This window comes from Namhaeicola litoreus, from assembly GCF_042679565.1.
GTDB lineage: Bacteria > Bacteroidota > Bacteroidia > Flavobacteriales > Flavobacteriaceae > Namhaeicola > Namhaeicola litoreus.
This window is the reverse complement of the sequence record NZ_JBHTMY010000002.1, coordinates 100,717-124,852: the sequence shown is the minus strand read 5'-3', so window position 1 is coordinate 124,852 and position 24,136 is coordinate 100,717. Positions and strand designations below refer to the sequence as shown.

Here is a 24,136-nt window from a genome sequence, read left to right as displayed (position 1 = left end):
CATGAATTAAGTATTTGGATTTTTTTAGAAGATTCGTTTACTACATTCAAAAATCTATAAAATTGATTAAACATCTGTTTAATAGGGTTTTGAATAGCATTTATTACGATGTCTATGACGAAAAATGATGCCCTTTTTAGGTTGGTTAAAACATTGTCTAAATCAGAAAAAAGACAATTTAAATTGTATGCCGGAAGGCTGGGTGTTAACGCCGAGAAGAATTTTATGGCCCTATTTGATGTTTTAGATAAATTAGAAGAATTTGATGAACAAATTATTCTTAGCAAGACTAAAATAAAAAAACAACAATTGTCTAATGCAAAAGCGCATTTATACAAACAGATTTTAATTAGCTTAAGATTAAATCCTTCACAACAAAATGTGAAAGTACAAATTAGAGAACAACTTGATTTTGCTACTATTTTATTTAATAAAGGACTACATAGGCAGAGCTTAAAAATTCTAGAAAAAGCAAAGGCAAATGCGCTCCAAAATTTTGAGAATAACTTGGCTTATGAGATTGTAGAGTTAGAAAAAGTAATTGAATCTCAGTACATTACGCGAAGTTTAGATTCTAGGGCTGATGATTTGATTCAAGAATCTATGAAATTGAGTAAAAGTTCTGTTTTGCTCAGTAAACTTTCAAATCTTTCGCTTCAGTTGTATAGTTACATGCTTAAAAAGGGCTATGCAAAAAGTAAAGAGGATTATGCAACTATAAAAGATTTTTTTGAAAGTAGAATTCCGGAGTACAATCTCAAAGAAATGGGTTTTAAGGAGAAATTGTTTCTCTATAAGGCTTTTTTATGGTATAGTTTTATTACCCAGGATTTTTTGTCTTGCTATAAATATTCTCAAAAATGGGTGAGTTTGTTCGATGAAAATCCCGAAATGAAAAAGGTAAATCCGGTTTTTTATTTAAAGGGCGTCAATTATTTGTTGGAATCCTTATTTATTATCCAAAGGATAAAAAAATTCAGAAGTGTTTTGATTTCTTTTAAAAAGGAAATGGATCAGGAATTATTTACTTTAAATGACAACACTTCTTCTTTAGCATCTCTAACCTATTATCAAAATAGGATAAATCTGTTTTTTCTGGAAGGTGAGTTTACAAAAGGAACTGAAATTATACCAGAAATACTTAAAGAGATCTCACTGTACAAGAAAAATTTTGATGAGCACCATGTGATGATTTTCTATTACAAAATTGCTAGTATGTATTTTGGTGCCGAAAAATTTGATGAATGTATCTTTTATTTGAATAAAATTATCAGAAATAAAGATCTCACCATGCGAGAAGATCTTTTATGTTTTAGCAGAATGTTGAGTTTGATAGCCCATTACGAAGCTGGGTATGATCAAAACCTAGAAGAGGAAATCAAATCTACCTTTAAATTTTTATTAAAAATGAACGAACTCTACGGCGTTCAAAGAAAAGTAATTTCGTTTTTAAGAAGTTTGAGTGATATTTATCCCCATGAGCTCAAATCTTCTTTTGTAAAACTTTATGAAGAATTAAAGGCTTTTGAAAATCATCCTTATGAAAAGCGGGCGTTCATGTACTTGGATTTAATTTCATGGCTAGAAAGTAAAATTCAAGGAAAACCGGTTGAGGAAGTGATCAGGCAAAAAGCCTTGTTAAAAATGAAATAGCTTTTTTTACCCTTTTAGACCTTCTTTCATTAAGTTGCTTTAGACTGCCCAAATACCATAATATTTTTTTATTCCCTTAAACCTTGTAATTAAGAAGATGTAAACATCACAAATACAGCTGGTTAATTGCTGTATTGCATGGTTGAGTGTTGTAAACAAAATCAATCTAAAAAAGAAGTTACAAGGTGGCTTTAATACTTTTGGCAATTGTAAGTAAAAGCCTAAAAAAACGCTAAATACTTAATAGAAAGTCATAAGTTTTGAAAATAAATGAAAGAATTAAATAAATACAGTAAAAGATTAACACAAGACGAAACACAACCTGCCGCTCAGGCTATGCTGTATGCAGTCGGTCTTACCGATGAGGATATGAAAAAGCCTCAGGTAGGTATTGCAAGTACTGGCTATGACGGAAATCCATGTAATATGCACCTCAATAAATTGGCGGGGCAAATTAAAGAAAAGGTAAATTTAAACGGTCAGGTAGGCCTTATATTTAATACAATCGGGGTAAGTGATGGGATTTCTATGGGGACTCCTGGAATGAGTTATTCATTGCCTTCGAGAGATATAATTGCAGATTCCATTGAAGTTGTTATGAATGCTCAGAGTTATGATGGCTTGGTTACGATTGTTGGTTGCGATAAGAATATGCCGGGTGCGATTATGGCGATGTTGAGACTAAATAGACCTTCTTTAATGGTTTATGGAGGGACAATAGCCTCTGGGAAGTATAAAGGTAGAAAATTAAATATTGTCTCAGCATTTGAAGCCTTAGGTCAGAAAATTGCAGGACAAATTACAGAAGTTGAGTATAAAGAAATAATCAAAGCTTCTATTCCGGGTGCAGGTGCTTGTGGAGGAATGTATACAGCAAATACGATGGCCTCATCTATAGAAGCGATGGGTTTTGCATTGCCCTACAATTCTTCTCTGCCAGCCGAAAATCCGCATAAGGATAATGAAAGTGAAAGAATCTCATTGGCTATCAAGAATTTGTTGGAGCTAGATTTAAAACCTCTTGATATTATTTCTAAAAAGTCAATTGAAAATGCCATTACATTGGTCAATGCTTTAGGAGGCTCTACCAATGCGGTATTACATTATTTGGCAATAGCGCATGCGGCAGGAATAGATTTCACTTTAGACGATTTTCAAAAAGTAAGTGACCGCACTCCATTATTGGCAGATTTGAAGCCTAGTGGAGAATATTTAATGGAAGACGTGCACAGTGTGGGTGGTACACCTGCGGTGATGAAATATTTACTAGAAAAGGGATTGCTTCATGGCGACTGTCTAACAGTTACGGGAAAAACATTGGCTGAAAACCTGGAGCATGTTAAAGCGATTTCTTTTGAAGAAGACCAGAAAGTGATTTATGCAACAGAAAATGCGTTAAAATCTTCAGGAAATATTCAAATTCTTTATGGTAACCTGGCTTTACAAGGCGGCGTGGCTAAGATAAGCGGTAAAGAAGGAAATTTATTCAAAGGCAAAGCCGTTGTATTTAATTCTGAAGAAGAAGCCAATATTGGCATTGGAGCGGGTAAAGTAAAAAAAGGTGATGTTGTGGTGATCAGGTATGTTGGTCCAAAAGGAGGTCCTGGTATGCCAGAAATGTTGAAACCAACCTCCATGATTATGGGGGCAGGATTAGGAAAAACAGTTGCTCTTATTACCGATGGAAGATTTTCAGGAGGAACCCATGGATTTGTGGTAGGTCATATTACTCCAGAGGCACAAAGTGGTGGTAATATTGCTCTGATAGAGGACGGAGATCTAATTATTATTGACGCGGGAAATAACACCATCGACGTTGATCTTAGTGATGAAGTATTAAGTGAAAGAAGAAAAAACTGGAAAGAGCCAGCTTTAAAACATCAGAAAGGGATTTTATATAAATATGCAAAAACTGTTTCCTCAGCCTCAGAAGGTTGTGTAACAGATAAATTCTAGACAAATTAGTTATCATGGAAACGACAACAAAACCCAAAGAAGTGATAGAAAAAAAAGAAAAGTTAACCATATCAGGTGCAGAAGCAGTGGTGAGGTGTTTGATAGAAGAAGGTGTCGACCTAATTTATGGTTATCCGGGCGGAGCGATTATGCCAGTTTATGATGAGTTTTATAAATTCAAAGATGAATTACATCACGTACTTACCAGGCATGAACAAGGTGCAGTGCATGCGGCTCAGGGTTATGCAAGAACCTCAGGAAGAGTTGGGGTGGCCATTGCCACATCAGGACCCGGTGCTACCAATTTAATCACAGGAATTGCAGATGCCCAAATAGATTCAACACCTCTTGTTTGTATAACCGGACAAGTTGCTTCTCATTTGTTGGGAAGTGATGCTTTTCAGGAAACAGATATTATCAGTTTAAGTACTCCTGTAACCAAATGGAATTATCAGATAACTAAAGCTTATGAAATTCCTGAAGTCCTAGCAAAAGCATTTTATATTGCTAAATCAGGTAGACCGGGTCCTGTTTTGATCGATATTACAAAAGATGCGCAATTTGGAGAATTGGATTTTGAATATAAGCCTTGTAAACGAGTGAGGAGTTATAATCCTGTTCCTGAGATAGATGAATCGCAATTGGTAGAAGCGGCAAAAATAATCAATGCGGCAAAAAAACCTTTTGTAGTCTGGGGTCAGGGAATAGTTTTGGGCAATGCGGAAAAAGAGTTTCAAGATTTTATAGAAAAATCCGGAATACCATGCGCGAGCACTCTTTTGGGTTTGTCGGCAATGTCTACAGAACATCCATTAAACAAAGGGATGGTCGGTATGCACGGAAATTATGCACCTAATGTTCTGACAAATGAATGCGATGTGCTTTTAGGAATAGGAATGCGTTTTGATGATCGTGTAACCGGAAGTTTGAATACTTACGCCAAACAGGCAAAAGTGATACATTTTGAAATAGATCCGGCAGAAGTAGATAAAAACGTAAAAACAGATGTGGCCGTTTTAGGGGATGTAAAGGAAACACTTGCTGCTATCTTGTCAAAAATTGAAAAGAAAACTTACCCTGAATGGGAAAAAAGATTTGAGGAATTATATGCTATTGAATACAAAGAAGTCATTGATGATCAATTGAATCCCAAAACCGAAGGTCTAACAATGGCCGAAGTAATCAAATATTTAAATGCCGAAACCAAAGGAGAAGCTGTTGTAGTTTCGGATGTTGGGCAACATCAAATGATTGCGAGTAGATATAGCTCTTTTAAACGATCAAACAGTAAAATCACCTCAGGAGGATTAGGTACCATGGGCTTTGCCCTACCTGCTGCAATTGGTGCTAAAATGGGTGCGCCAAATAGAGAAGTAGTCGCTATTATTGGTGATGGTTGTTTTCAAATGACCATTCAAGAATTAGGAACTATTTTACAAACAGACGTCGCCGTAAAAATAATTATTTTAAACAACGAGTTTTTAGGAATGGTCAGACAATGGCAGGAACTGTTTTTCGACAGAAGATATGCTTATACGACCATGGTAAATCCCAATTTTATAAAAATTGCGGAAGGGTACGGCATTCAGGCAAAGCAGGTATCAAAAAGAGCAGATTTACAAGATGCAATCAAAGAAATGATCAGTTCAGACAAATCTTATGTGCTTGAAGTTCGTGTTGTTCAAGAGGGAAATGTATTTCCAATGATACCCACCGGAGCGTCTGTGTCTGAAATTAGATTAAAATAGGAAAAAGATGGAAGATATTTTATACACGATTTCAGTTTACACTGAGAATAACCTAGGTTTGCTCAACAGAATCGCTACGATTTTTTTAAAAAGGCACATCAATATTGAAAGTTTGACTGTTTCTAGCTCTGAAATTGAGGGTGTTTCCCGATTTATTATTGTGGCTTATATGCCGGAAGAACAAGTCAAAAAAATTGTTAAACAGATTGAAAAACAAGTAGAAGTCATTAAAGCGTATTACCACACCAATGAGGATTCTATTTATTTGCAATCTGCATTGTTTAAAATCAAGTCTAGTCTACTTTTCGATAAAAGACAAATTCAAAATATCATCAAAAAAAGTAATGCGCAAATCGTTACGGTAAACCGAGATTTTTTTGTGGTAGAAAAATCCGGAAGGAAAGAAGAAATCGAGCAGTTGTACAGCGATTTTTTACCTTATGGAATTATGCAATTTGTTCGATCAGGAAGGATTTCTGTCACGAAAGATGAAATGAGAATTTCAGATATTTTAAAAAAACAACTTAATTAAAAATAAAACAAAAAGTAATGGCAAATTATTTTAATACACTTTCTTTAAGAGAGCAATTGGCACAATTAGGAAAATGTAGATTTATGGATACCTCAGAATTTTCTGAAGGTGTCTCAGTTCTGAAAGGAAAAAAAATTGTAATCGTTGGATGTGGTGCTCAAGGATTGAATCAAGGTTTGAACATGCGAGATTCAGGTTTAGACATTGCTTACGCGCTCAGAGAAGGAGCCATCAAAGAAAAAAGACAATCTTTTTTGAATGCTTCGGAGAATGGGTTTAAAGTTGGAACCTATAAAGAATTAATTCCTTCAGCTGATTTGGTTTTAAATCTTACACCAGATAAGCAGCATTCCTCAGTGGTAAAAGCGGTAATGCCATTAATGAAAAAAGGGGCGACATTATCATACTCTCACGGATTTAATATCGTTGAGGAAGGTATGAAGATTCGTGAAGATTTAACCGTAATCATGGTTGCGCCAAAATGCCCGGGATCTGAAGTAAGAGAAGAATATAAAAGAGGATTTGGTGTGCCTACTCTGATTGCAGTTCATCCCGAAAATGATCCACAAGGAATTGGACTTGAGCAAGCAAAAGCTTATGCAGTAGCCACAGGTGGAGATAGAGCAGGTGTATTAGAATCATCTTTTGTAGCTGAGGTAAAATCTGATTTAATGGGTGAACAAACCATTCTTTGCGGTGTGCTTCAAACAGGCTCTATTTTGTGTTTTGATAAAATGGTAGAAAAAGGCATTGAGCCATCTTATGCTGGTAAACTTATTCAATACGGTTGGGAAACGATCACTGAAGCGTTAAAACATGGAGGTATTACAAACATGATGGACCGTTTGTCTAATCCTGCAAAAATCAAAGCTTTTGAACTTTCTGAAGAGTTGAAAGAAATCATGCGACCCCTTTTTCAAAAACACATGGACGACATCATGAGTGGTGAATTTTCTAAAACGATGATGGAAGATTGGGCAAATGATGATAAGAATTTACTCACTTGGAGAGCCGCTACCGGAGAAACGGCATTTGAAAAAACGGTTATCACTGATAAGAAAATTAACGAACAAGAATATTTTGACAACGGTGTTTTAATGGTCGCTTTTGTTCGTGCAGGTGTAGAATTGGCTTTCGAAACAATGACTGATGCTGGAATTATTGAAGAATCTGCCTATTATGAATCTTTACACGAAACTCCTTTAATTGCAAACACTATTGCCAGAAAAAAATTGTTTGAAATGAACAGAACCATTTCTGATACTGCTGAGTACGGATGCTATTTATTCGATCATGCTTGCAAGCCTTTACTGAAAGAATTTATGAAGAAAATAGATACAGATGTCATTGGTAAGCATTTTGCAGAAGGAAAAGATGCTGGCGTAGATAATAGATTGCTCATTGCTGTCAATGAAGAAATCAGATTTCATCCGGTTGAAATAATCGGTTATGATTTAAGAGCTTCTATGACAGCCATGACAAAAATTGTTTAGGCAAATAATTTAGTTTTTTGATAATTCACCGATTTCTAGCTTGTCAGAATCGGTGAATTTTTTATTAAAATGAGTTCAAATATACCTATCACAGAAATTATAGAAGCGGGTAACAAGATCAAAGATCTTGTTAAACATACACCTCTGGAAAAAATGTTGAATTCTTCCGAAAGATTTCAATCGAATATCTTTTTCAAAAGGGAAGATTTACAGCGTGTTCGTTCGTATAAAATAAGAGGTGCCTTTCATAAAATAAAATATTTGGCAGAAAATAAATCTATCAAAACTGTAGTCTGTGCAAGTGCAGGAAATCATGCACAAGGTGTTGCACAAGCCTGTCATTTTTTAGGTATTTCTGGTGTGATTTTTATGCCAACTACCACACCCAAGCAAAAGATTAATCAGGTAGAGTATTTTGGAAAAGACAATGTGGAAATTAAATTGTATGGAGATACTTTTGATGCTTCCTATGCGATTGCATTAGAATATAGTCAATCTCAGCAAATCGATTTTGTACATCCTTTTGACGACGAAAAAATAATTGCAGGACAGGGTACTGTAGGGCTTGAAATCTTACAAGATATGAATGAGCCAATCGACTATATTTTTGTACCTGTTGGCGGTGGAGGTTTAGTATCAGGAATCATTAGTGTATTCAATGAGCTCAGCCCAAAAACAAAAATTATTGGTGTAGAACCGGAGGGCGCTCCTTCTCTGAAAACGAGTTTAAAATACAAGAAAAACACGGAATTGCACAGCATCGATAAATTTGTAGACGGAGCAGCGGTTAAAAAAATCGGAGATCTTCCTTTCTCTATATGCCAGAATGGGATAGATGAAGTAATCACTATTCCTGAAGGAAAAATCTGTTCTATTTTGTTGAAATTGTACAACGAAAAAGCAATTGTTGCAGAACCTGCAGGTGCCTTATCTATTGCTGCTTTAGATTATTTTTCAAAGGAAATAAAAGGGAAAAATGTTGTTTGTGTGCTTAGCGGTGGGAATAACGACATTACCCGAATGGAAGAAATTAAAGAAAGGGCCTTGCTTTTTGAAGGGTTAAAACACTATTTTATTGTTCCGTTTCCACAGAGAGCAGGAGCCCTAAAAGAATTTGTTGTAAATGTTCTGGGAGCAAATGATGATATCACTTTTTTTGAGTATACCAAAAAAAATAATCGCGATAGAAGCGCTGCTGTAGTGGGAATTGAACTAAAATTTAAAGAAGATTTTGCCCCCTTGGTCAAGCGAATGAAAGAATTGGGTTTTATGGGTGAATATTTAAATGAAAATCCGCAATTGTTTCAATTTTTGATATAATTTTTGATTTTGTTTAAAATCAAAAATTGAGATGAATTCTAGTCAAAATTGCGGTGTTAATCCCAACAATAATCTTAATTTTGATACAATAATTAACTTTTATGAAGCTTAAAAATATCTTTGAAAATAAATCAATTCCGGAAAAACACGATTTTCAGAAAGGACTTACTTATCGACATTATCTATTAAACGGTGAACTCAAGATTTGGGAGGGCGAAACATCTGAAGTTTATTCTGCTATTCAAACCAGAAATCAAAACGGAGAGTATTCACCAACCTTATTGGGAAAAATCCCTGTAATGAAAGAAAGAGACGCACTGCTTGCGTTAGACTCAGCACTAGCCGCCTTCGATAATGGAAGAGGAACTTGGCCAACCATGCGTGTTGAAGAGAGGATTAAATGCGTAGAACGATTTGCAGAATTGATGGCTCAAAAAAGGACTGAAGTAGTAAATTTTTTAATGTGGGAAATTGGTAAAACCTTACCCGATTCTGAAAAAGAGTTTGATAGAACAATAGATTACATTTACGATACAATAGCCGAATTAAAAGAGTTAGATAGAAAAAGTGCCCGACTTGAGTTGAATAGTGATGTATACGCACAAATTAGAAGAGGTCCGCTAGGTGTTGTATTGTGTCTAGGTCCATACAACTATCCTTTAAATGAGACTTTTTGTTTGCTTATTCCTGCCCTTATTATGGGAAATACAACAGTTTTTAAGCCAGCAAAATTTGGTGTGCTTTTGATCACTCCGCTACTGGATGCTTTTGCGGAAGCTTTTCCAAAGGGCGTTGTGAATATTTTATTTGGTCGTGGAAGAGAAGTGGCTACACCCATTTTAAAAACAGGAAAAATCGATGTTTTGGCCTTGATTGGTAATAGCAAATCAGCAAATGCCTTGCAAAGTCATCATCCTAAGAAAAACAGGCTGCGATTAGTTTTAGGACTAGAAGCTAAGAACCCTGCCATTGTTTTGCCTGATGCTGATCTGAAATTAGCAGTGGAAGAATGTGTTTTAGGGTCTTTATCTTATAACGGACAGCGCTGTACAGCCTTAAAAATGTTATTTGTGCATGAAGACGTGGTTGATGAATTCAATAAACTTTTTGTGGAAAAAGTTGAAGCTCTGCAATATGGACTTCCATGGGAAAATGGAGTAAAACTTACACCATTACCAGAACCTGATAAGCCGGAATATATAAACGGACTAATAGATGATGCATTAAAAAATGGAGCAAAAATCATTAATGCTAAAGGAGGATTAACTGATAGAAGCTTTGTTTTTCCGGCAGTTTTATATCCGGTGAACGCAAAAATGCGCGTTTTTGAAGAAGAGCAATTTGGTCCGGTAGTCCCAATCATTTCCTTCAAAGATGTAAACGAACCTATTGATGCGATCGTAAATTCTGATTACGGACAACAGGTGAGTTTATTCAGTACAAACGCAGATACCTTGGCTCCCTTGATTGATGTAATGGTTAATCAGGTGTGTCGGGTCAATATCAATAGTCAATGTCAACGTGGACCTGATGTTTACCCTTTTGTAGGTAGAAAAGATTCAGCCGTAAGTACACTGAGTGTGCATGATGCGCTAAGATCCTTTTCAATAAGAACACTAGTTGCATGCAAAAACATGAATTTGAATAAGGTAATACTGAACGACTTACTTGATAATAATAAGTCGAATTTTGTAAATACAAATTATATATTATAGTTCTCGTATAGATTGGTTTTGCATAATAGGTCTTGCTTTTACGTCTTCAATGTGTTACATTTGAGTAAGAACCAAACCAAATTTCAATCGTGCCTCATGTAATTCACAAATTTACAATTGGATTTATATTCCTGTTTCTATTTGCCCATCTCAATGCTCAAATTGCATATCAATACGTTACAAATGAGAAGTTCTCCTTTGGTTCATATGGTAGAGTAGGGGTTGATTGGTCTTTTGAAAATGGTGGTTCAATTGGCCGTAGATTGAATCTGAACAATATGGGAAGCATTGGAGGGAGATTGGAAGAGCAAGATTATGTAGAAATAGCGCCTGCCTTTCATTGGAAACCCAAAGAGGGTGATAACACCATTATTAATGTCCAAATGAGATTGGCGGTTTATTCTAAAAGTATAGCAACCATTGGAAATAGTTCTACGAGTAGCTTAGGAGGATTAACTTTTGCTTTTCCGGAGTTATTCGCCGAGGCCCGAAATATTGCAAATACAGGAGTAAATGTGTGGGTTGGATCCAGGTTATATAGAGGAGCCGATGTACATATTGCTGATCATTTTTATTTTAATGATCATTCCGGCCAAGGATTCGGTATAGAGTTTAAGAAGACCAGGTTTACTGCTTTGTTTGTATCTTCTACCGATACAACTGCTACACTACCACCCTATTTTTACTTGAATATAGAAACCGGTACACCTAGTGCAGCTTTAAGGCAGAGATTGGTTACTGCATTTGAACATGATATTCACGTAAAAGATAATCAGCATATTACCTTACTGGGAGAATACCACAGAATGGCTGATGCAGATTCTAAGAACATTGAGATAGGAAAAGATAGTTTAGAAGTGATCACAAACTTTCCATCGGATTATGGCTTAGTGATTGGTGCTAGACATCATATTGATTTTAAAAAAATGAAAGGTTCCTTTAATGATTTTACCATCCGTTATGGCACTAGAATTGCTAATGGAGGTGATGGAGGCTTATCAAGAACTTATGCAACTTTTGGAGCACCAGATACTGTTTCATTGAGTTTTAAAGGAGCATATTCTTTGGCTGTAGTAAATCATGCTGTATTTAATTTTTCAAATAAAAATACTTTAAACCCATATGTTATATTTACACACAGTAAAGGAGGTGCTCAATCAAATGGTTTGTCTCCAACGTATTTTGGTAGTGAGGTTTACAACCGAAAAGTAGATTTAACGATTGGTGCGAGAAACGAATATTATTTTAATGATTATTTTCATTTAATCACGGAATTGCATTATTCACAAAGAAAGGATGGCAACAATCCTTGGGCAAGCATGGTTAAATTAAGTGTAGCACCTGTTTACGTGCCCACAGGTGAGAGAAATACTTGGGCACGACCACATCTAAGGTTTGTGACATCTGTAGCAAGGTATAATGATTTCGCACAAGAAACCCTTTATTCGCCTTATCTACAATTTACAGGAAGTAAAGAATGGGGATATTATTTTGGTGTAAAAGCAGAATGGTGGATTTTTTGAATTTTTAAATGTCTTTAATATTCCAAAGAGTGTCTTCGATTGGAGTTGGGGCTACAACTTCAATTTCTTCTTGACTAACAGGATGGACAAATGCAATTTTTCTGGCATGAAGGTTAATCCCTGCATTTTTATTGGGTCTTCTAAAACCATATTTTACATCTCCTTTAATGGGGTGGCCAATAAATGCTAACTGACTTCTAATTTGATGATGTCTGCCGGTTTCTAGATCAATTTCAAGCAGGGTGTAGCGGTCTAAGTGCCTTAAAACTTCTAAGTGTAAAACGGCTCGCTTTGCGCCTTCGGTTTGGTTTGAATAAACTGTAGCTTTGTTATTTTTTGGATTCTTTTTAAGGTAATGGATTAAGGTTTGAGGTTCCGATATTTTGCCGTCAACAATAGCCCAATAGGTTTTATCAATTTTTTTATCGACCAACATTTTATTTAATCTAGCCAAGGCCTTAGAAGTTTTTGCAAATATTACCGCCCCAGAAGTAGGTCTGTCTAATCGGTGTACAACACCTAAAAAAACATCCCCTGGTTTACTGTATTTTTTTGCTAGATATTCTTTTGTGATATCACTGAGCGGTTTATCTCCGGTCTTATCTCCTTGAACAATGTCGCCAACTCGTTTATTAATAATAATGAGATGGTTATCTTCATGTAGTACTTGTAAATTATTTACATCGCTTTTGTCGGAATCCACAAACTATTTTAGTTATAAAGGTATACAAAACTATATTATTTATAAAACTTGAATGTCAAATGACGCGTAATTTTATTCAAAAACCTCTACCTTCGTTATAGCTTAAATTTAGTGTCGATGAGCAACAATATTTCATTCAACCTTGTTTTATTTGGTTTAGCGGTGTTTATTTCTGTGTCTTGTGAAAGTAAAAAGCCGACCAAGTCAAAAGCTTTAAATGATCAACCAAAAACAATAGAAAAACCTGTAGAAAATGAAGATTTAGCATTGTTGAAAATGAGATGTTATGCTTGTCATCAAGTGAGTTCTAAATCACATGATGAAATAATTGCTCCACCCTTAGCAGCTGTAAAAAGAAGGTATTTGAGATCCTTTCCGGAAAGAGAAGCATTTATAAATGCAATTGTAAATTGGACAATGGATCCGAAAGAGAAGAATGCCCTCATGTATGGTGCCGTAAAAAAATTCAAAGTGATGCCTTATCAAAGTTTTGATAAAAGTGAAATGAGTGTCATCGCTGGATATATTTATGACAATGATCTGGAAGAACCTGAGTGGTTTGAGGAGCATGAAGCAGAAATGCACCGAGGCAAATCTGAAAATTGAATTAAGCATCGCTCAAAGAATGGTTCACTTGGTCTATAAAGGTTAAGATTTCCTCTTTTCCCATTTTATTTGTGGCTGAAGTAATAAAATAGATCGGCATAGTCTCCCATTGCTCGAGCACTTTCTTTTCGTATGCCGCAATATTTTTCTTAAGATTAGTGCCTCCCAATTTATCAGCTTTTGTGAATACGATGGCAAAAGGAATTTGGTTTGTACCTAGAAAGGTAAAAAAATCTAGATCTATTTTTTGTGGTTCATGCCTTACATCTACTAAAACAAAAGTGCAAACCAACTGTTGCCGTTTCATGAAATAGTCTGTAATAAATTGCTGAAAAGTATCTCTTTTGTTTTTAGAGACTTTCGCATAACCATAACCAGGCAGGTCAACCAAAAACCAATTTTTATTGATCAAAAAATGATTAATCAATTGGGTTTTTCCAGGTTTCCCTGAAGTTTTTGCCAAATTCTTTTGATCAGTAAGCATGTTGATCAATGATGATTTACCAACATTTGATCTGCCAATAAAGGCATATTCAGGCAATAACTCTTTGGGGCATTTATTTACATCTGTATTACTGATGATAAATTCTGCCTGATGAATTGTCATAGGTTATTTTTTAATCTTTTGATTCAGTAGGAAAATATTTAGACAACCAACTTTCGAGGATTTCGTTAAATTCTTTTGGGTGCTCCATCATGGGAGCGTGACCACATTTGTCTACCCAGTACAATTCAGAATTGGGGAGAAGTTTATGAAATTCTTCAGCCACCTCGGGTGGCGTAACCGTATCGTTTTTTCCCCAAATAATGCAAGAAGGTTGTTTCATTTTAGGCAAGTCGCCTGCCATATTGTGTCTGATGGCACTTTTGGCTATCGCTAATGTTCGAATCAACTTATTTCTGTTATTCAGAGTCTCATACACATCGTCAATAATATTTTGTGTAGCCACATTAGGATCGTAAAATACGGCTTGTGCTTTAGCTTTGATATATTCGTAATCTCCTCTTTTCGGATAACTTTCACCCATAGAGTTTTCATAGAGTCCTGAACTTCCCGTGAGCACTATTCCCATTACTTTTTCGGGATACGATTTTGTGTGGTAAAGCGCAACATGTCCCCCGAGAGAATTTCCTAGGAGAATATATTGATCTAATTCTTTGTGCTGGGCAAATTTTTTAACAAAACTCGACAAGTTTTTTACGTTCGTTTTGAGCAAGGGTAACGAATAAATAGGCAACTCAGGCATGAGTATTTTGTATCCCAAATTAGAAAAATGATCAAACGTGGCATCAAAATTACTAAGATGGCCCATTAAGCCATGTAAAATTATCACGGGAATGCCTTCGCCTGCTTCCAAATAGGCAAACTTACCTTCCTTCTTAAGGGTGTATTTCATTGGTTAATACTTCATATTAAGTAGTTCGCAAAGATATGTAATTTGTGTCAAAGTAATAATTTTATGTCAAACCTATCAAATACTTCTTAAAAATAAACACTTCTTTTTCTGAGATTCATAATTATTAAAGTTTCTTTTTGGTGGATAAAGTTATCAACAAAGTGGTAAAAAATGGTAAAAAGTGGTAATTTTAGCTATATTTGTCCTTATAATTGCTTGCAGGTGGTAAATTTAATCGGAACATATGAGTGTAAAGCGGATGCCAAAGGTAGGTTGATGCTACCTGTTATTCTCAAAAAGCAATTGAGCGCAGTTTTAGACCAAGGTTTTGTCTTAAAAAGGTCTGTTTTTCAGCCTTGTATAGAGTTATATCCTATGCAGGAATGGAATCAGGTAATGGCAAAAGTGAATACTCTAAACAGGTTTGTGAAGAAGAATAATGATTTTATAAGACGGTTTACGGCAGGAGTGAAAATGGTAGATCTAGATGCTTCCGGAAGGTTATTAATCCCTAAAGATCTTCATTCTTTTGCAAATATAAGTAATGAAGTTGTGCTGTCATCATCAGTAAATATTATCGAAATATGGGATAAAGATCTTTATGAGAAAGCCATTGATGATGCTACTGTTGATTTTGCTGATTTGGCAGAGGATGTGATGGGTGGTCAAAATTTTGAAAACGATGACTTATCATAGCCCGGTATTGCTCTTTGAAAGTGTTGACGGACTTGCAGTAAAGGAAAGTGGTGTATATGTAGATGTCACTTTTGGTGGTGGCGGTCATTCAAAAGAAATTTTAAATCGTTTAGGTGAGCAAGGAAGATTATTTGCTTTTGATCAGGATGAGGATGCTCAAAAGAACGCGATCGATGATGAAAGATTTATTCTGATACCCCAAAATTTTAGATATATAAAAAGGTATTTAAGATTGCATGGTGTTAAAAAAGTAGATGGAATTTTAGCTGATTTGGGTGTTTCTTCCCATCAGTTTAATGAAGCGGAGAGGGGTTTTTCTACAAGATTTAATGCCGAATTAGATATGAGAATGAATCAAGAGATGTCTCTTACTGCGAAGAGAATTGTAAATGAGTATAGTCGTGAAGATCTGGCAAATGTTCTTTTTAAATATGGTGATTTACACAACTCAAGGCAAATGGCAAGCCAAATTGAGAAGGTGAGGATTGATGGTGAAATATTGACAAGTTTTGATTTAACAGAGGCGCTTAAAAAGTTTCTACCACCTGGTAAAGAGCATAAAATTTTAGCACAGGTTTTTCAGGCTTTGCGTATAGAGGTAAATGAAGAAATGAAAGTATTGGAAGAGTTTTTATTGCAAACGCCAGAATTGCTTGAGGAAGGGGGGAGATTAAGTGTCATTTCCTACCATTCTTTAGAAGATAGGTTGGTGAAGAGATTTATGAAAAATGGTGTTTTAGAAGGTGAACCGATCAAAGATTTTTATGGGAATTTCTCTAAGCCATTTAAAACCATTGGGAAATTAATTGTGCCAGACGAGAAAGAAATTAAAAAAAATAATAGAGCGAGAAGTGCAAAACTAAGAATAGCAGAAAGGTTGAAATAATAGAAATGTCAAAAACCAAACAAACATTATATGGAATTCTCAAAGGCAAGTTTCTTGTCGATGAAGACGCTTCAAAAACTTGGAGCTTTCTAATTTTCTTGACATTCTTGGCTTTGCTGATGATTGGTAGTGCCCATAGCACAGATAAGAAGGTTCAGAAAATAGCAGAGTTAACACATTTGAATAAAGAAATGCGATCAAAATTCGTGGCTACTCGATCAGATTTGATGAAATTAAAAATGGAATCTACAGTCATAAAAGAATTGCAGAAAAAAGGTTTGTATGCCCATATAGATCCTCCAAAAAAAATCAAAGTAATTATTAGAGAATAATATGGCAATAGAGCAGAAACAGATACTTCATAGAGCCTACCTGGTTGCAGGTTTTCTCTTCTTGTTTGCAGTTGCCATCATTTATAAGTTGGTAGAAATACAGTTTGTTGAGGGTGATAAGTATGTAGAGTTGGCAGAGCAAAACACCATTAAGAATTTTGAGATCGCTGCAAACAGAGGTAATGTTTATACCGCAGACGGGAGTTTGTTGGCTACGTCTGTATCAAAATTTGATATTAGAATGGACCCTGTAAGTGTGAAAGATGCTGATTTTGAGTCTGGTATTAAAGATTTGAGCAAGGAGCTCTCGAAAATGTTAGGGAAAAGTCCGAGTTATTTCGAGAATTACATCCGTAAAGGCCGTGCGAACAAAAATAGATACCTATTTATCACCAGAAACCTATCCTATAATGAATACCAAAGAATTAAGAAGTTTCCCATTTTTAAATTAGGCCCATACAAAGGAGGTTTAATTACAGAACAACGAACTGTGAGAGAACATCCTATTGGCAAAATTGCAGAAAGAGCTGTTGGTTACGACGATTACCGCGGCAGAGTGGGTATAGAAGGTAGCTTTTATGAGTTTTTAAGAGGGAAAAACGGGAAGAGGTTAAAGCAGAAAATTGCGAAAGGGCAATGGAAGCCGATCAGCGATAATAATGAAATTGATCCTGTTGATGGGAGGGATATTATTACAACCATTGATTTGAACATCCAAGATATTGCTCATCACGCCTTGCTTGAACAGTTGGAGAAATTTGAAGCTGACCATGGTACGGTTGTGGTGATGGAGACAAAGACTGGAGAGGTTAAGGCAATTTCGAATTTGGGTAGGACCACACAAGGAACGTATTATGAAGATAGAAATTATGCGGTTTACGAATCTCATGAGCCAGGTTCTACTTTTAAATTAATGGGCATGGTGGTGGCACTGGAAGATAAAGTAATCGACACCGGTTATATGGTAGATACCGAAAAGGGTGAAATCACTTTTTATAAAAGAAAAGTAAAAGACTCAAACCATAAAGGTTATGGCGTTATTTCTGCTTCACGAGTTTTTGAAGTTTCCTCAAATGTTGGGATTGTAAAAATTGTAGATAAATTCTATAAAGATCAACCGGAAAAATTTGTACAAGGATTGAAGGATTTAAATGTGGGTTTGAAAATCGGGTTGCCAATCAAGGGGGAAGGCAACCCGATTATTCCTCATCCCAACGATGCAGGTTGGAATGGTTTATCGCTACCATGGATGGCTTATGGTTATGGCGTGTCTTTAACACCTTTGCAAACTTTAACTTTTTATAATGCCATCGCAAATAATGGTGAAATGGTGAAACCAAAATTTGTGCGCGAAATAAGATCACAAAACAATGCAGTAAACAGTTTTGATAAGGAAGTAATCAATCCAAAAATTTGTAGTCAGGAAACTATTGATAAGGTTAAGGTGATGATGGAGAATGTGGTTAAAAGGGGTACGGCTGAAAATATCTATGATCCAAATTTTTCAATGGCGGGCAAAACAGGAACCTGTCAAACTGATTATTGGAAAGAAGGTGGGCCAAAGTACATATCTTCTTTTGTAGGTTATTTTCCGGCAGATAATCCACAGTATTCTTGCATAGTCGTCATTCATAAGCCAAATAAAAAAATTGGCTATTACGGTAATATTGTGGCAGGACCTGTCTTTAAAAAGATTGCTCATAAAATTTATGCAGAAACACCAATTCAGTCCGAATTAACCTTGCAAGACTCAAATGAGGTAATCAATAAAAGTTTTGAAAACTATTACAATACTGTAAATAAATCAATAAAAACCGTTCCCAATGTTACAAAAATGGCGGGTATGGATGCTGTTCCTATGCTAGAAAATTTAGGATTTAAAGTGCGTGTTGTAGGCACTGGTGTAGTGCAATCACAATCTGTTAAGCCAGGAGAAAAATTGGAAAAAGGAAAAGTTATTCAACTCAAATTATCATAAAAGTTTGAAATCTTTAAAGGACATATTAAGTCAAGTTGAGATAAAATCAATAAAGGGATCTGCCGAAATTGATATTATACAAGTTTCTTTTGATTCTAGAGATATTGTAAAAGGAGCTCTTTATGTGGCACAAAAAGGTCTATTATTTGATGGCCATACTTTTATTGATGAGGTAATTAGTAAAGGTGCAGTTGCGATTGTTTGTCAGGAATTTCCAAAAGAAATATTAGATCATATAACCTATGTTCTTGTTCAAAATAGTCAGAGAGCACTGGCCATCATTGCATCAAATTTTTACGGTAACCCATCCCGAAAATTGAAGCTGGTTGGAGTTACCGGGACCAATGGGAAGACAACAGTTGCTACGCAATTGTACAATCTCTTTCAGTTAGACGGCAAAAAGAGTGGATTAATTTCAACCATCTCTATTAAAATTGGAAAAGAAGTATTTGGAACAACACATACAACGCCGGATTCCATCACCATCAATAAATCCCTAGCTAAAATGGTAGAGGAAGATGTGGAATACTGTTTTATGGAAGTCAGTTCTCATGGAATTCATCAGAGCCGTACGGCAGGACTAGTATTTGAAGGGGGAATTTTTACTAACCTTACGCATGATCACCTAGATTATCACAAAACATTTTCAGAATACCGAGACGTGAAAAAGCGTTTTTTTGATGAATTGCCGAAAGAAGCTTTTGCATTGACAAATGCTGACGACAAAAATGGGATGGTTATGCTTCAAAATACGAATGCGAACCAATACACTTATGCTTTAAAAACCGTTGCAGATTTTAAAGGTAAAATTTTAGAGAATCAATTTTCCGGATTGGTTTTAAGTATTGACGGACAAGAACTATATACCAAATTAATAGGAGAGTTTAATGCTTATAATTTGTTGGCCATTTATGGAGCTGCTATTTTATTAGGGATCGAAAAGATTGAAGTTCTGAGGTTAATCAGTATGCTCAAAAACGTTGATGGAAGATTTCAATATACGATTTCACCAAAAGGTGTAATCGCCATTGTCGATTATGCGCATACGCCTGATGCTTTAAAAAATGTACTGGAAACGATCAATTCTATAAGGACCAACAATGAAAATGTTATAACGGTTGTTGGTTGTGGAGGTGATAGAGATAAAGAAAAAAGGCCAAAAATGGCCTCCATTGCTACGCAATTAAGTAATCAAGTGATTTTGACTTCAGACAATCCAAGAACAGAAGACCCTGTCGAAATTTTGAAAGATATGGAGCAAGGCGTAGCCCCAGAACATTATAAAAAATATGTCACCATTACAGATAGATTTCAAGCCATTAAAACAGCTTGTCAAATGGCAGAAGAGAACGATATTATTTTGATAGCTGGCAAAGGGCATGAAACGTATCAAATACTGGGTAAAACAAAAATAGATTTTGACGATTTTAAAATTGCCAAAGAACTTTTAAATCAATCATAAAAATGCTCTATTATTTATTTAAATATTTAGATGAAACCTATCAAGTGTCTGGCGCGGGTCTATTTCAATACATCACCTTCCGATCTGCCATGGCCTTTGCATTTTCTCTGTTGATTTCAACAATTTTTGGTAAGAAAATCATCAACGTCTTAAGGAGGTTACAGGTTGGAGAATCGATCCGAGATCTTGGACTAGATGGACAAAAGCAAAAATCTGGAACACCAACGATGGGGGGTATCATAATTATTTTGGCAACATTGGTTCCTGTTTTGCTATTTGCAAAATTAGATAGTGTCTACATTATTTTGTTGATTATAACAACGCTTTGGATGGGGACCATCGGTTTTGTGGATGATTATATTAAAGTTTTTAAAAAGGATAAGGAAGGATTAAAAGGAAGATTTAAGATTATTGGGCAGGTGGTCTTAGGATTGCTTGTAGGAATCATTCTGTACTTCAATCCCGATGTAGTGGTAAAAGAAAAACTGCCGCAATCATCTATAGTAAAAGTTGAACAGCAAACAATTCTGCCAACCAAAAATTTTACAGCAGAGAAAAAGTCAACCAAAACAACTATTCCATTTGTAAAAAATAATGAGTTTGACTATAAAAGTTTATTGTGGTTTTTAGGTGATAAAGCAGAAGATTATGCATGGATCATTTTTATTGCCATGGTAACATTTATTATCACTGGGGTATCAAATGGTGCAAACCTAACAGATGGTATTGATGGTCTAGCGGCGGGGACTTCGGCAATTATGGTGGCGACTCTGGCTATTTTTGCATGGATATCGGGTAACATTATATTTTCTGATTATTTAAATGTCATGTATATTCCAAATTCTGGTGAAATGACAGTCTTTATAAGTGCATTTGTTGGCGGAATTGTTGGTTTCTTATGGTACAATGCTTATCCGGCCCAGGTTTTTATGGGGGATACAGGGAGTTTAACAATTGGAAGTATTATAGCTGTCTTGGCGATAGCGGTGAGAAAAGAATTACTGCTTCCGCTAATTGCAGGTGTTTTTGTTGCTGAGAATCTGTCGGTAATATTACAGGTGAGCTATTTCAAATTTACAAAAAGAAAATATGGCGAAGGTAGAAGGATATTTTTGATGTCGCCTCTTCATCATCATTATCAAAAAAAGGGGTACCACGAGAGTAAAATCGTAACGAGATTTTGGATTGTGGGAATATTTCTAGCCGTATTATCAATATTAACATTAAAAGTAAGATAAATCAATCCAATGAGTATATCATCATTTGCCGTACAACAACAGTTTAATGTAAAGAATGCACTAGCTTCGAACATGGTTTCAGAATTAATCAGAGTTAGAAAAGAGGCGATAAGAGCATCTTTAGACGTAAATAATACCGAAGAACATCGGTTGGAGTCCGTTTACAAGATTAACGGAGTGCAGTATATCAATGATGCGGGAGCGCAATCTGTGAATGCTACTTTTTATTCCATTGATTGTGTGGAAATGCCCATTGTATGGATCGTGGAGGGAGATACCAGTGGCGCAGACTATATGCCTTTACTTCCTTTGGTAAGAGAAAAGGTCAAGGCAATAATTTGTGTAGGATATCACAATGAGAATATTATAAACACTTTTGGTAATGTAGTCGATTATATAGTGGAAAGTTCTTTTATACATGAAGCAGTACAGATCGCCTACAAAATTTCAGAGAATGGTGATGCAGTATTGATGTCGCCATCAACAAATAGTGATAGGTATTTTGAAAATTTTCAGGATAGAGGGGCTCAATTTAAATTGGCAGTTAGAAGTCTATAGTCAGTTATGAATATAAAGTTAGATAACATAAAAGGAGACAGAACCATTTGGGCTATCGTGGCCGTTTTGGCTATTTTTTCTTTTTTGCCTGTCTATAGTGCAAGCACGAATTTAGTTTATGTTATAGGAAAAGGCACCACTTTTGGTTATCTCATTAAGCACGCTGTTCTATTGCTTCTCGGATTTGTAATTATGTTTACAGTTCATAGAATACCATATAAATATTTCAGCGGTTTGTCGGTTCTGTTAATGCCAGTTGTATTGCTATTGTTGATTTTTACTTTGGCAAAAGGAACTGTAATTGGCGGTGCAAATGCGAGTAGGTGGATCGAAATTCCATTTGTAGGTGTAGGTTTTCAAACCTCGACCTTAGCTATTGTTGTGATAATGATGTACGTAGCGAGGTATTTGGCAAGAAATAAAGAAAAGGAAATTAGGTTTAAGGAGAGTTTTTTGTATTTATGGATTCCTGTCGGTGTAATCTTGATTTTGATTTTACCTGCTAATTTTTCTACTACAGCCATTGCTTTTAGCATGATCTTATTGTTGGTTTTTGTTGGTGGATACCCCATAAAATATATTTTAAATATTTTGGGAATGGCTATAGCAGCACTGGCAATTTTTATATTAATGGCCAGAGCTTTTCCAGATGCCATGAAGAATACCAGAGTGGAAACTTGGAACAATCGAATAGAGAACTTTTTCTCTGGTGAAAGTGAAGATAATTATCAATCTGAAAAAGCTAAAATAGCGATTGCTTCTGGCGAAATTCGAGGAAAAGGTCCTGGAAAAAGTGTACAGAAAAACTTTTTGCCTCAATCTTCTTCAGACTTTATCTATGCCATTATAGTAGAGGAATTTGGTTTAATTGGAGCAATCACAATTGTGCTTTTGTACCTTTTCCTATTGTTTAGAATTTTTATCATTGCTACAAAAACAAAAACTGTTTTCGGCACCCTCCTTACAATTGGAGTAGGGATGCCAATAGTCTTTCAGGCATTTATAAATATAGCCGTTGCGGTTGGTTTGTTACCCGTTACGGGGCAGCCATTACCACTGATCAGTACTGGGGGAACATCCATTTGGATGACTTGTTTTGCCATAGGGATCATTTTAAGTGTGAGTGCTTCAGAGGTAAGTCTGGCTGAAATGCAAAAGAAACAAGATGAAACATTAGAGAATCCTTTAGATATTTTGCATGAAACCATCAATTAAAGTTATTATGAGTGGAGGAGGCACGGGCGGACATATTTATCCTGCAATTTCAATTGCAGACGAAATAAAACGTCGGTATCCAAAGGCTGAGTTTCTCTTTGTGGGTGCAAAAAATCGTATGGAAATGGAAAAGGTCCCACAAGCTGGTTATGAAATAATTGGACTTGATGTGGCAGGTATTCAAAGAAGTGCTTCTTTAAAAAATCTTTCTTTTCCTTTTAAGTTATTAGGGAGTTTGAAAGAAGCGAGAAAAATAATGAAAGGATATAAACCTGATGTAGTTATAGGAACAGGAGGATTTGCTTCTGGGCCAACCCTCTTTGTGGCGAATTTCAGTAATATTCCTACTGTAATTCAAGAACAAAACTCTTTTCCGGGTGTCACAAATAAATGGCTTTCAAAAAAAGCTAAAAAAATATGCGTAGCCTATGATGGACTAGAAACTTTTTTTCCTGCTGAGAAAATCATAAAAACAGGAAACCCAGTAAGGCAAGATTTAATTTCTATGGATGGAAAACGCGAAGAGGCCATTGAATCTTTTGGATTAAATCCTTCGAAAAAGACATTGGCTGTAATTGGAGGTAGTTTAGGATCCGGTAAGATTAACGAAACGGTGAATAGAAATCTAGATCAATTACTCGATTTGGATTTGCAAATCCTTTGGCAAACCGGTAATTATTATTTCGAAAAATACAAGCATCACAATGATACCGAAGGCGTAACAACACTTTCATTTATAAAAAGAATGGACTTTTTATATGCTGCTTCAGATTTTATTGTCAGTAGAGCAGGAGCAGGTACTATTTCAGAATTATGCATCGTAGGTAAGCCGGTCATTTTTATTCCTTCACCAAATGTTGCTGAAGATCATCAAACAAAAAATGCTTTGGCTTTGGTAAAAGAAGAGGCGGCCATCATGCTAAAAGAAAGTGAATTGGAAGGGTTTAATCAGACTTTAACCAGTTTAATTGATGATAAAAAATTACAAGAACAATTGTCTGAGAACATCAAGAAATTGGCTTTGCCTAATGCAACGAAGACGATTGTCGATGAAATTGAAAAATTAATAAAATAACAATGTGCTAAATACTTTGATCACTATGGTAATTTTCATGAGTTAGTTTG

General features: G+C 35.6%; 21 protein-coding genes. 18 read left to right on the top strand and 3 right to left on the bottom strand.

Annotated elements, in window-relative coordinates; genetic code table 11:
• Window positions 1–114 precede the first annotated feature (114 nt).
• The 8 genes from ACFQ39_RS02425 (at window position 115) to ACFQ39_RS02390 (ending at window position 11,940) form a co-directional block, all read left to right on the top strand.
• Window positions 115–1,653 carry a hypothetical protein gene (locus ACFQ39_RS02425; protein ID WP_377176079.1) on the top strand — a complete coding sequence of 513 codons (1,539 nt, stop codon included), beginning with the start codon at window positions 115–117 and terminating at the stop codon, window positions 1,651–1,653.
• Between the two features lie 270 nt (window positions 1,654–1,923).
• The gene (gene ilvD, locus ACFQ39_RS02420; RefSeq protein WP_377176077.1) at window positions 1,924–3,609 is read left to right on the top strand and encodes a dihydroxy-acid dehydratase; all 1,686 of its coding nucleotides are present in this window, start codon (window positions 1,924–1,926) and stop codon (window positions 3,607–3,609) included.
• Between the two features lie 14 nt (window positions 3,610–3,623).
• Window positions 3,624–5,357, top strand: a complete 1,734-nt coding sequence (gene ilvB / locus ACFQ39_RS02415; protein ID WP_377176074.1) for a biosynthetic-type acetolactate synthase large subunit — start codon at window positions 3,624–3,626, stop codon at window positions 5,355–5,357.
• Window positions 5,358–5,364: 7 nt separating this feature from the next.
• Window positions 5,365–5,889, top strand: coding sequence for an acetolactate synthase small subunit (gene ilvN / locus ACFQ39_RS02410; protein WP_377176072.1), 525 nt, complete (start codon window positions 5,365–5,367; stop codon window positions 5,887–5,889).
• 17 nt (window positions 5,890–5,906) lie between these two features.
• The gene (ilvC, locus tag ACFQ39_RS02405) at window positions 5,907–7,382 is read left to right on the top strand and encodes a ketol-acid reductoisomerase (RefSeq protein ID WP_377176070.1); all 1,476 of its coding nucleotides are present in this window, start codon (window positions 5,907–5,909) and stop codon (window positions 7,380–7,382) included.
• A gap of 69 nt (window positions 7,383–7,451) precedes the next feature.
• Complete coding sequence (ilvA, locus tag ACFQ39_RS02400) at window positions 7,452–8,702, top strand: threonine ammonia-lyase IlvA (RefSeq protein WP_377176068.1); 1,251 nt, start codon at window positions 7,452–7,454, stop codon at window positions 8,700–8,702.
• Window positions 8,703–8,803: 101 nt separating this feature from the next.
• Window positions 8,804–10,417: an NADP-dependent glyceraldehyde-3-phosphate dehydrogenase gene (locus ACFQ39_RS02395; RefSeq protein WP_377176066.1), complete on the top strand. Its 1,614-nt coding sequence runs from the start codon at window positions 8,804–8,806 to the stop codon at window positions 10,415–10,417.
• A gap of 89 nt (window positions 10,418–10,506) precedes the next feature.
• A complete protein-coding gene (locus tag ACFQ39_RS02390) occupies window positions 10,507–11,940 on the top strand; it encodes a carbohydrate porin (protein ID WP_377176064.1) in 1,434 nt (477 codons plus the stop codon).
• Window positions 11,941–11,944: 4 nt separating this feature from the next.
• On the opposite strand, the gene ACFQ39_RS02385 is transcribed toward ACFQ39_RS02390, so the two are convergent.
• On the bottom strand, window positions 11,945–12,643 hold the full coding sequence (locus ACFQ39_RS02385) for an RluA family pseudouridine synthase (protein WP_377176061.1): 699 nt from the start codon (window positions 12,641–12,643) through the stop codon (window positions 11,945–11,947).
• Between the two features lie 117 nt (window positions 12,644–12,760).
• Between ACFQ39_RS02385 and ACFQ39_RS02380 the strand changes: the two genes are divergently transcribed.
• The gene (locus tag ACFQ39_RS02380) at window positions 12,761–13,249 is read left to right on the top strand and encodes a c-type cytochrome (protein ID WP_377176058.1); all 489 of its coding nucleotides are present in this window, start codon (window positions 12,761–12,763) and stop codon (window positions 13,247–13,249) included.
• 1 nt (window position 13,250) lies between these two features.
• Here ACFQ39_RS02380 and yihA read toward each other — a convergent pair whose 3' ends face one another.
• Window positions 13,251–13,856: a ribosome biogenesis GTP-binding protein YihA/YsxC gene (gene yihA / locus ACFQ39_RS02375; RefSeq protein ID WP_377176056.1), complete on the bottom strand. Its 606-nt coding sequence runs from the start codon at window positions 13,854–13,856 to the stop codon at window positions 13,251–13,253.
• Between the two features lie 10 nt (window positions 13,857–13,866).
• Entirely contained in the window at window positions 13,867–14,646 is a 780-nt protein-coding gene (locus ACFQ39_RS02370; RefSeq protein WP_377176055.1) for an alpha/beta fold hydrolase, read from the bottom strand.
• A gap of 222 nt (window positions 14,647–14,868) precedes the next feature.
• Here ACFQ39_RS02370 and ACFQ39_RS02365 point away from each other — a divergent pair, with 222 nt between their 5' ends.
• From ACFQ39_RS02365 to murG, 9 genes are read left to right on the top strand one after another with little or no spacing between them, the layout of a single operon-like run.
• Window positions 14,869–15,342: a division/cell wall cluster transcriptional repressor MraZ gene (locus ACFQ39_RS02365; protein ID WP_377177524.1), complete on the top strand. Its 474-nt coding sequence runs from the start codon at window positions 14,869–14,871 to the stop codon at window positions 15,340–15,342.
• A complete protein-coding gene (rsmH, locus tag ACFQ39_RS02360; RefSeq protein ID WP_377176053.1) occupies window positions 15,329–16,228 on the top strand; it encodes a 16S rRNA (cytosine(1402)-N(4))-methyltransferase RsmH in 900 nt (299 codons plus the stop codon). Before ACFQ39_RS02365 ends, rsmH begins: the two co-directional genes overlap by 14 nt.
• A gap of 5 nt (window positions 16,229–16,233) precedes the next feature.
• Window positions 16,234–16,560 carry an FtsL-like putative cell division protein gene (locus tag ACFQ39_RS02355; protein ID WP_377176051.1) on the top strand — a complete coding sequence of 109 codons (327 nt, stop codon included), beginning with the start codon at window positions 16,234–16,236 and terminating at the stop codon, window positions 16,558–16,560.
• 1 nt (window position 16,561) lies between these two features.
• On the top strand, window positions 16,562–18,538 hold the full coding sequence (locus ACFQ39_RS02350) for a penicillin-binding protein (RefSeq protein ID WP_377176049.1): 1,977 nt from the start codon (window positions 16,562–16,564) through the stop codon (window positions 18,536–18,538).
• A 4-nt stretch (window positions 18,539–18,542) separates the two neighbouring features.
• Window positions 18,543–20,000 carry a UDP-N-acetylmuramoyl-L-alanyl-D-glutamate--2,6-diaminopimelate ligase gene (locus tag ACFQ39_RS02345; protein WP_377176047.1) on the top strand — a complete coding sequence of 486 codons (1,458 nt, stop codon included), beginning with the start codon at window positions 18,543–18,545 and terminating at the stop codon, window positions 19,998–20,000.
• Window positions 20,001–20,002: 2 nt separating this feature from the next.
• Window positions 20,003–21,238, top strand: a complete 1,236-nt coding sequence (mraY, locus tag ACFQ39_RS02340) for a phospho-N-acetylmuramoyl-pentapeptide-transferase (RefSeq protein WP_377176045.1) — start codon at window positions 20,003–20,005, stop codon at window positions 21,236–21,238.
• 9 nt (window positions 21,239–21,247) lie between these two features.
• The gene (locus ACFQ39_RS02335; RefSeq protein WP_377176043.1) at window positions 21,248–21,796 is read left to right on the top strand and encodes a hypothetical protein; all 549 of its coding nucleotides are present in this window, start codon (window positions 21,248–21,250) and stop codon (window positions 21,794–21,796) included.
• A gap of 6 nt (window positions 21,797–21,802) precedes the next feature.
• Window positions 21,803–23,011, top strand: coding sequence for an FtsW/RodA/SpoVE family cell cycle protein (locus tag ACFQ39_RS02330; protein ID WP_377176040.1), 1,209 nt, complete (start codon window positions 21,803–21,805; stop codon window positions 23,009–23,011).
• Window positions 22,995–24,086, top strand: a complete 1,092-nt coding sequence (gene murG / locus ACFQ39_RS02325) for an undecaprenyldiphospho-muramoylpentapeptide beta-N-acetylglucosaminyltransferase (protein WP_377176038.1) — start codon at window positions 22,995–22,997, stop codon at window positions 24,084–24,086. Before ACFQ39_RS02330 ends, murG begins: the two co-directional genes overlap by 17 nt.
• Window positions 24,087–24,136 lie beyond the last annotated feature (50 nt).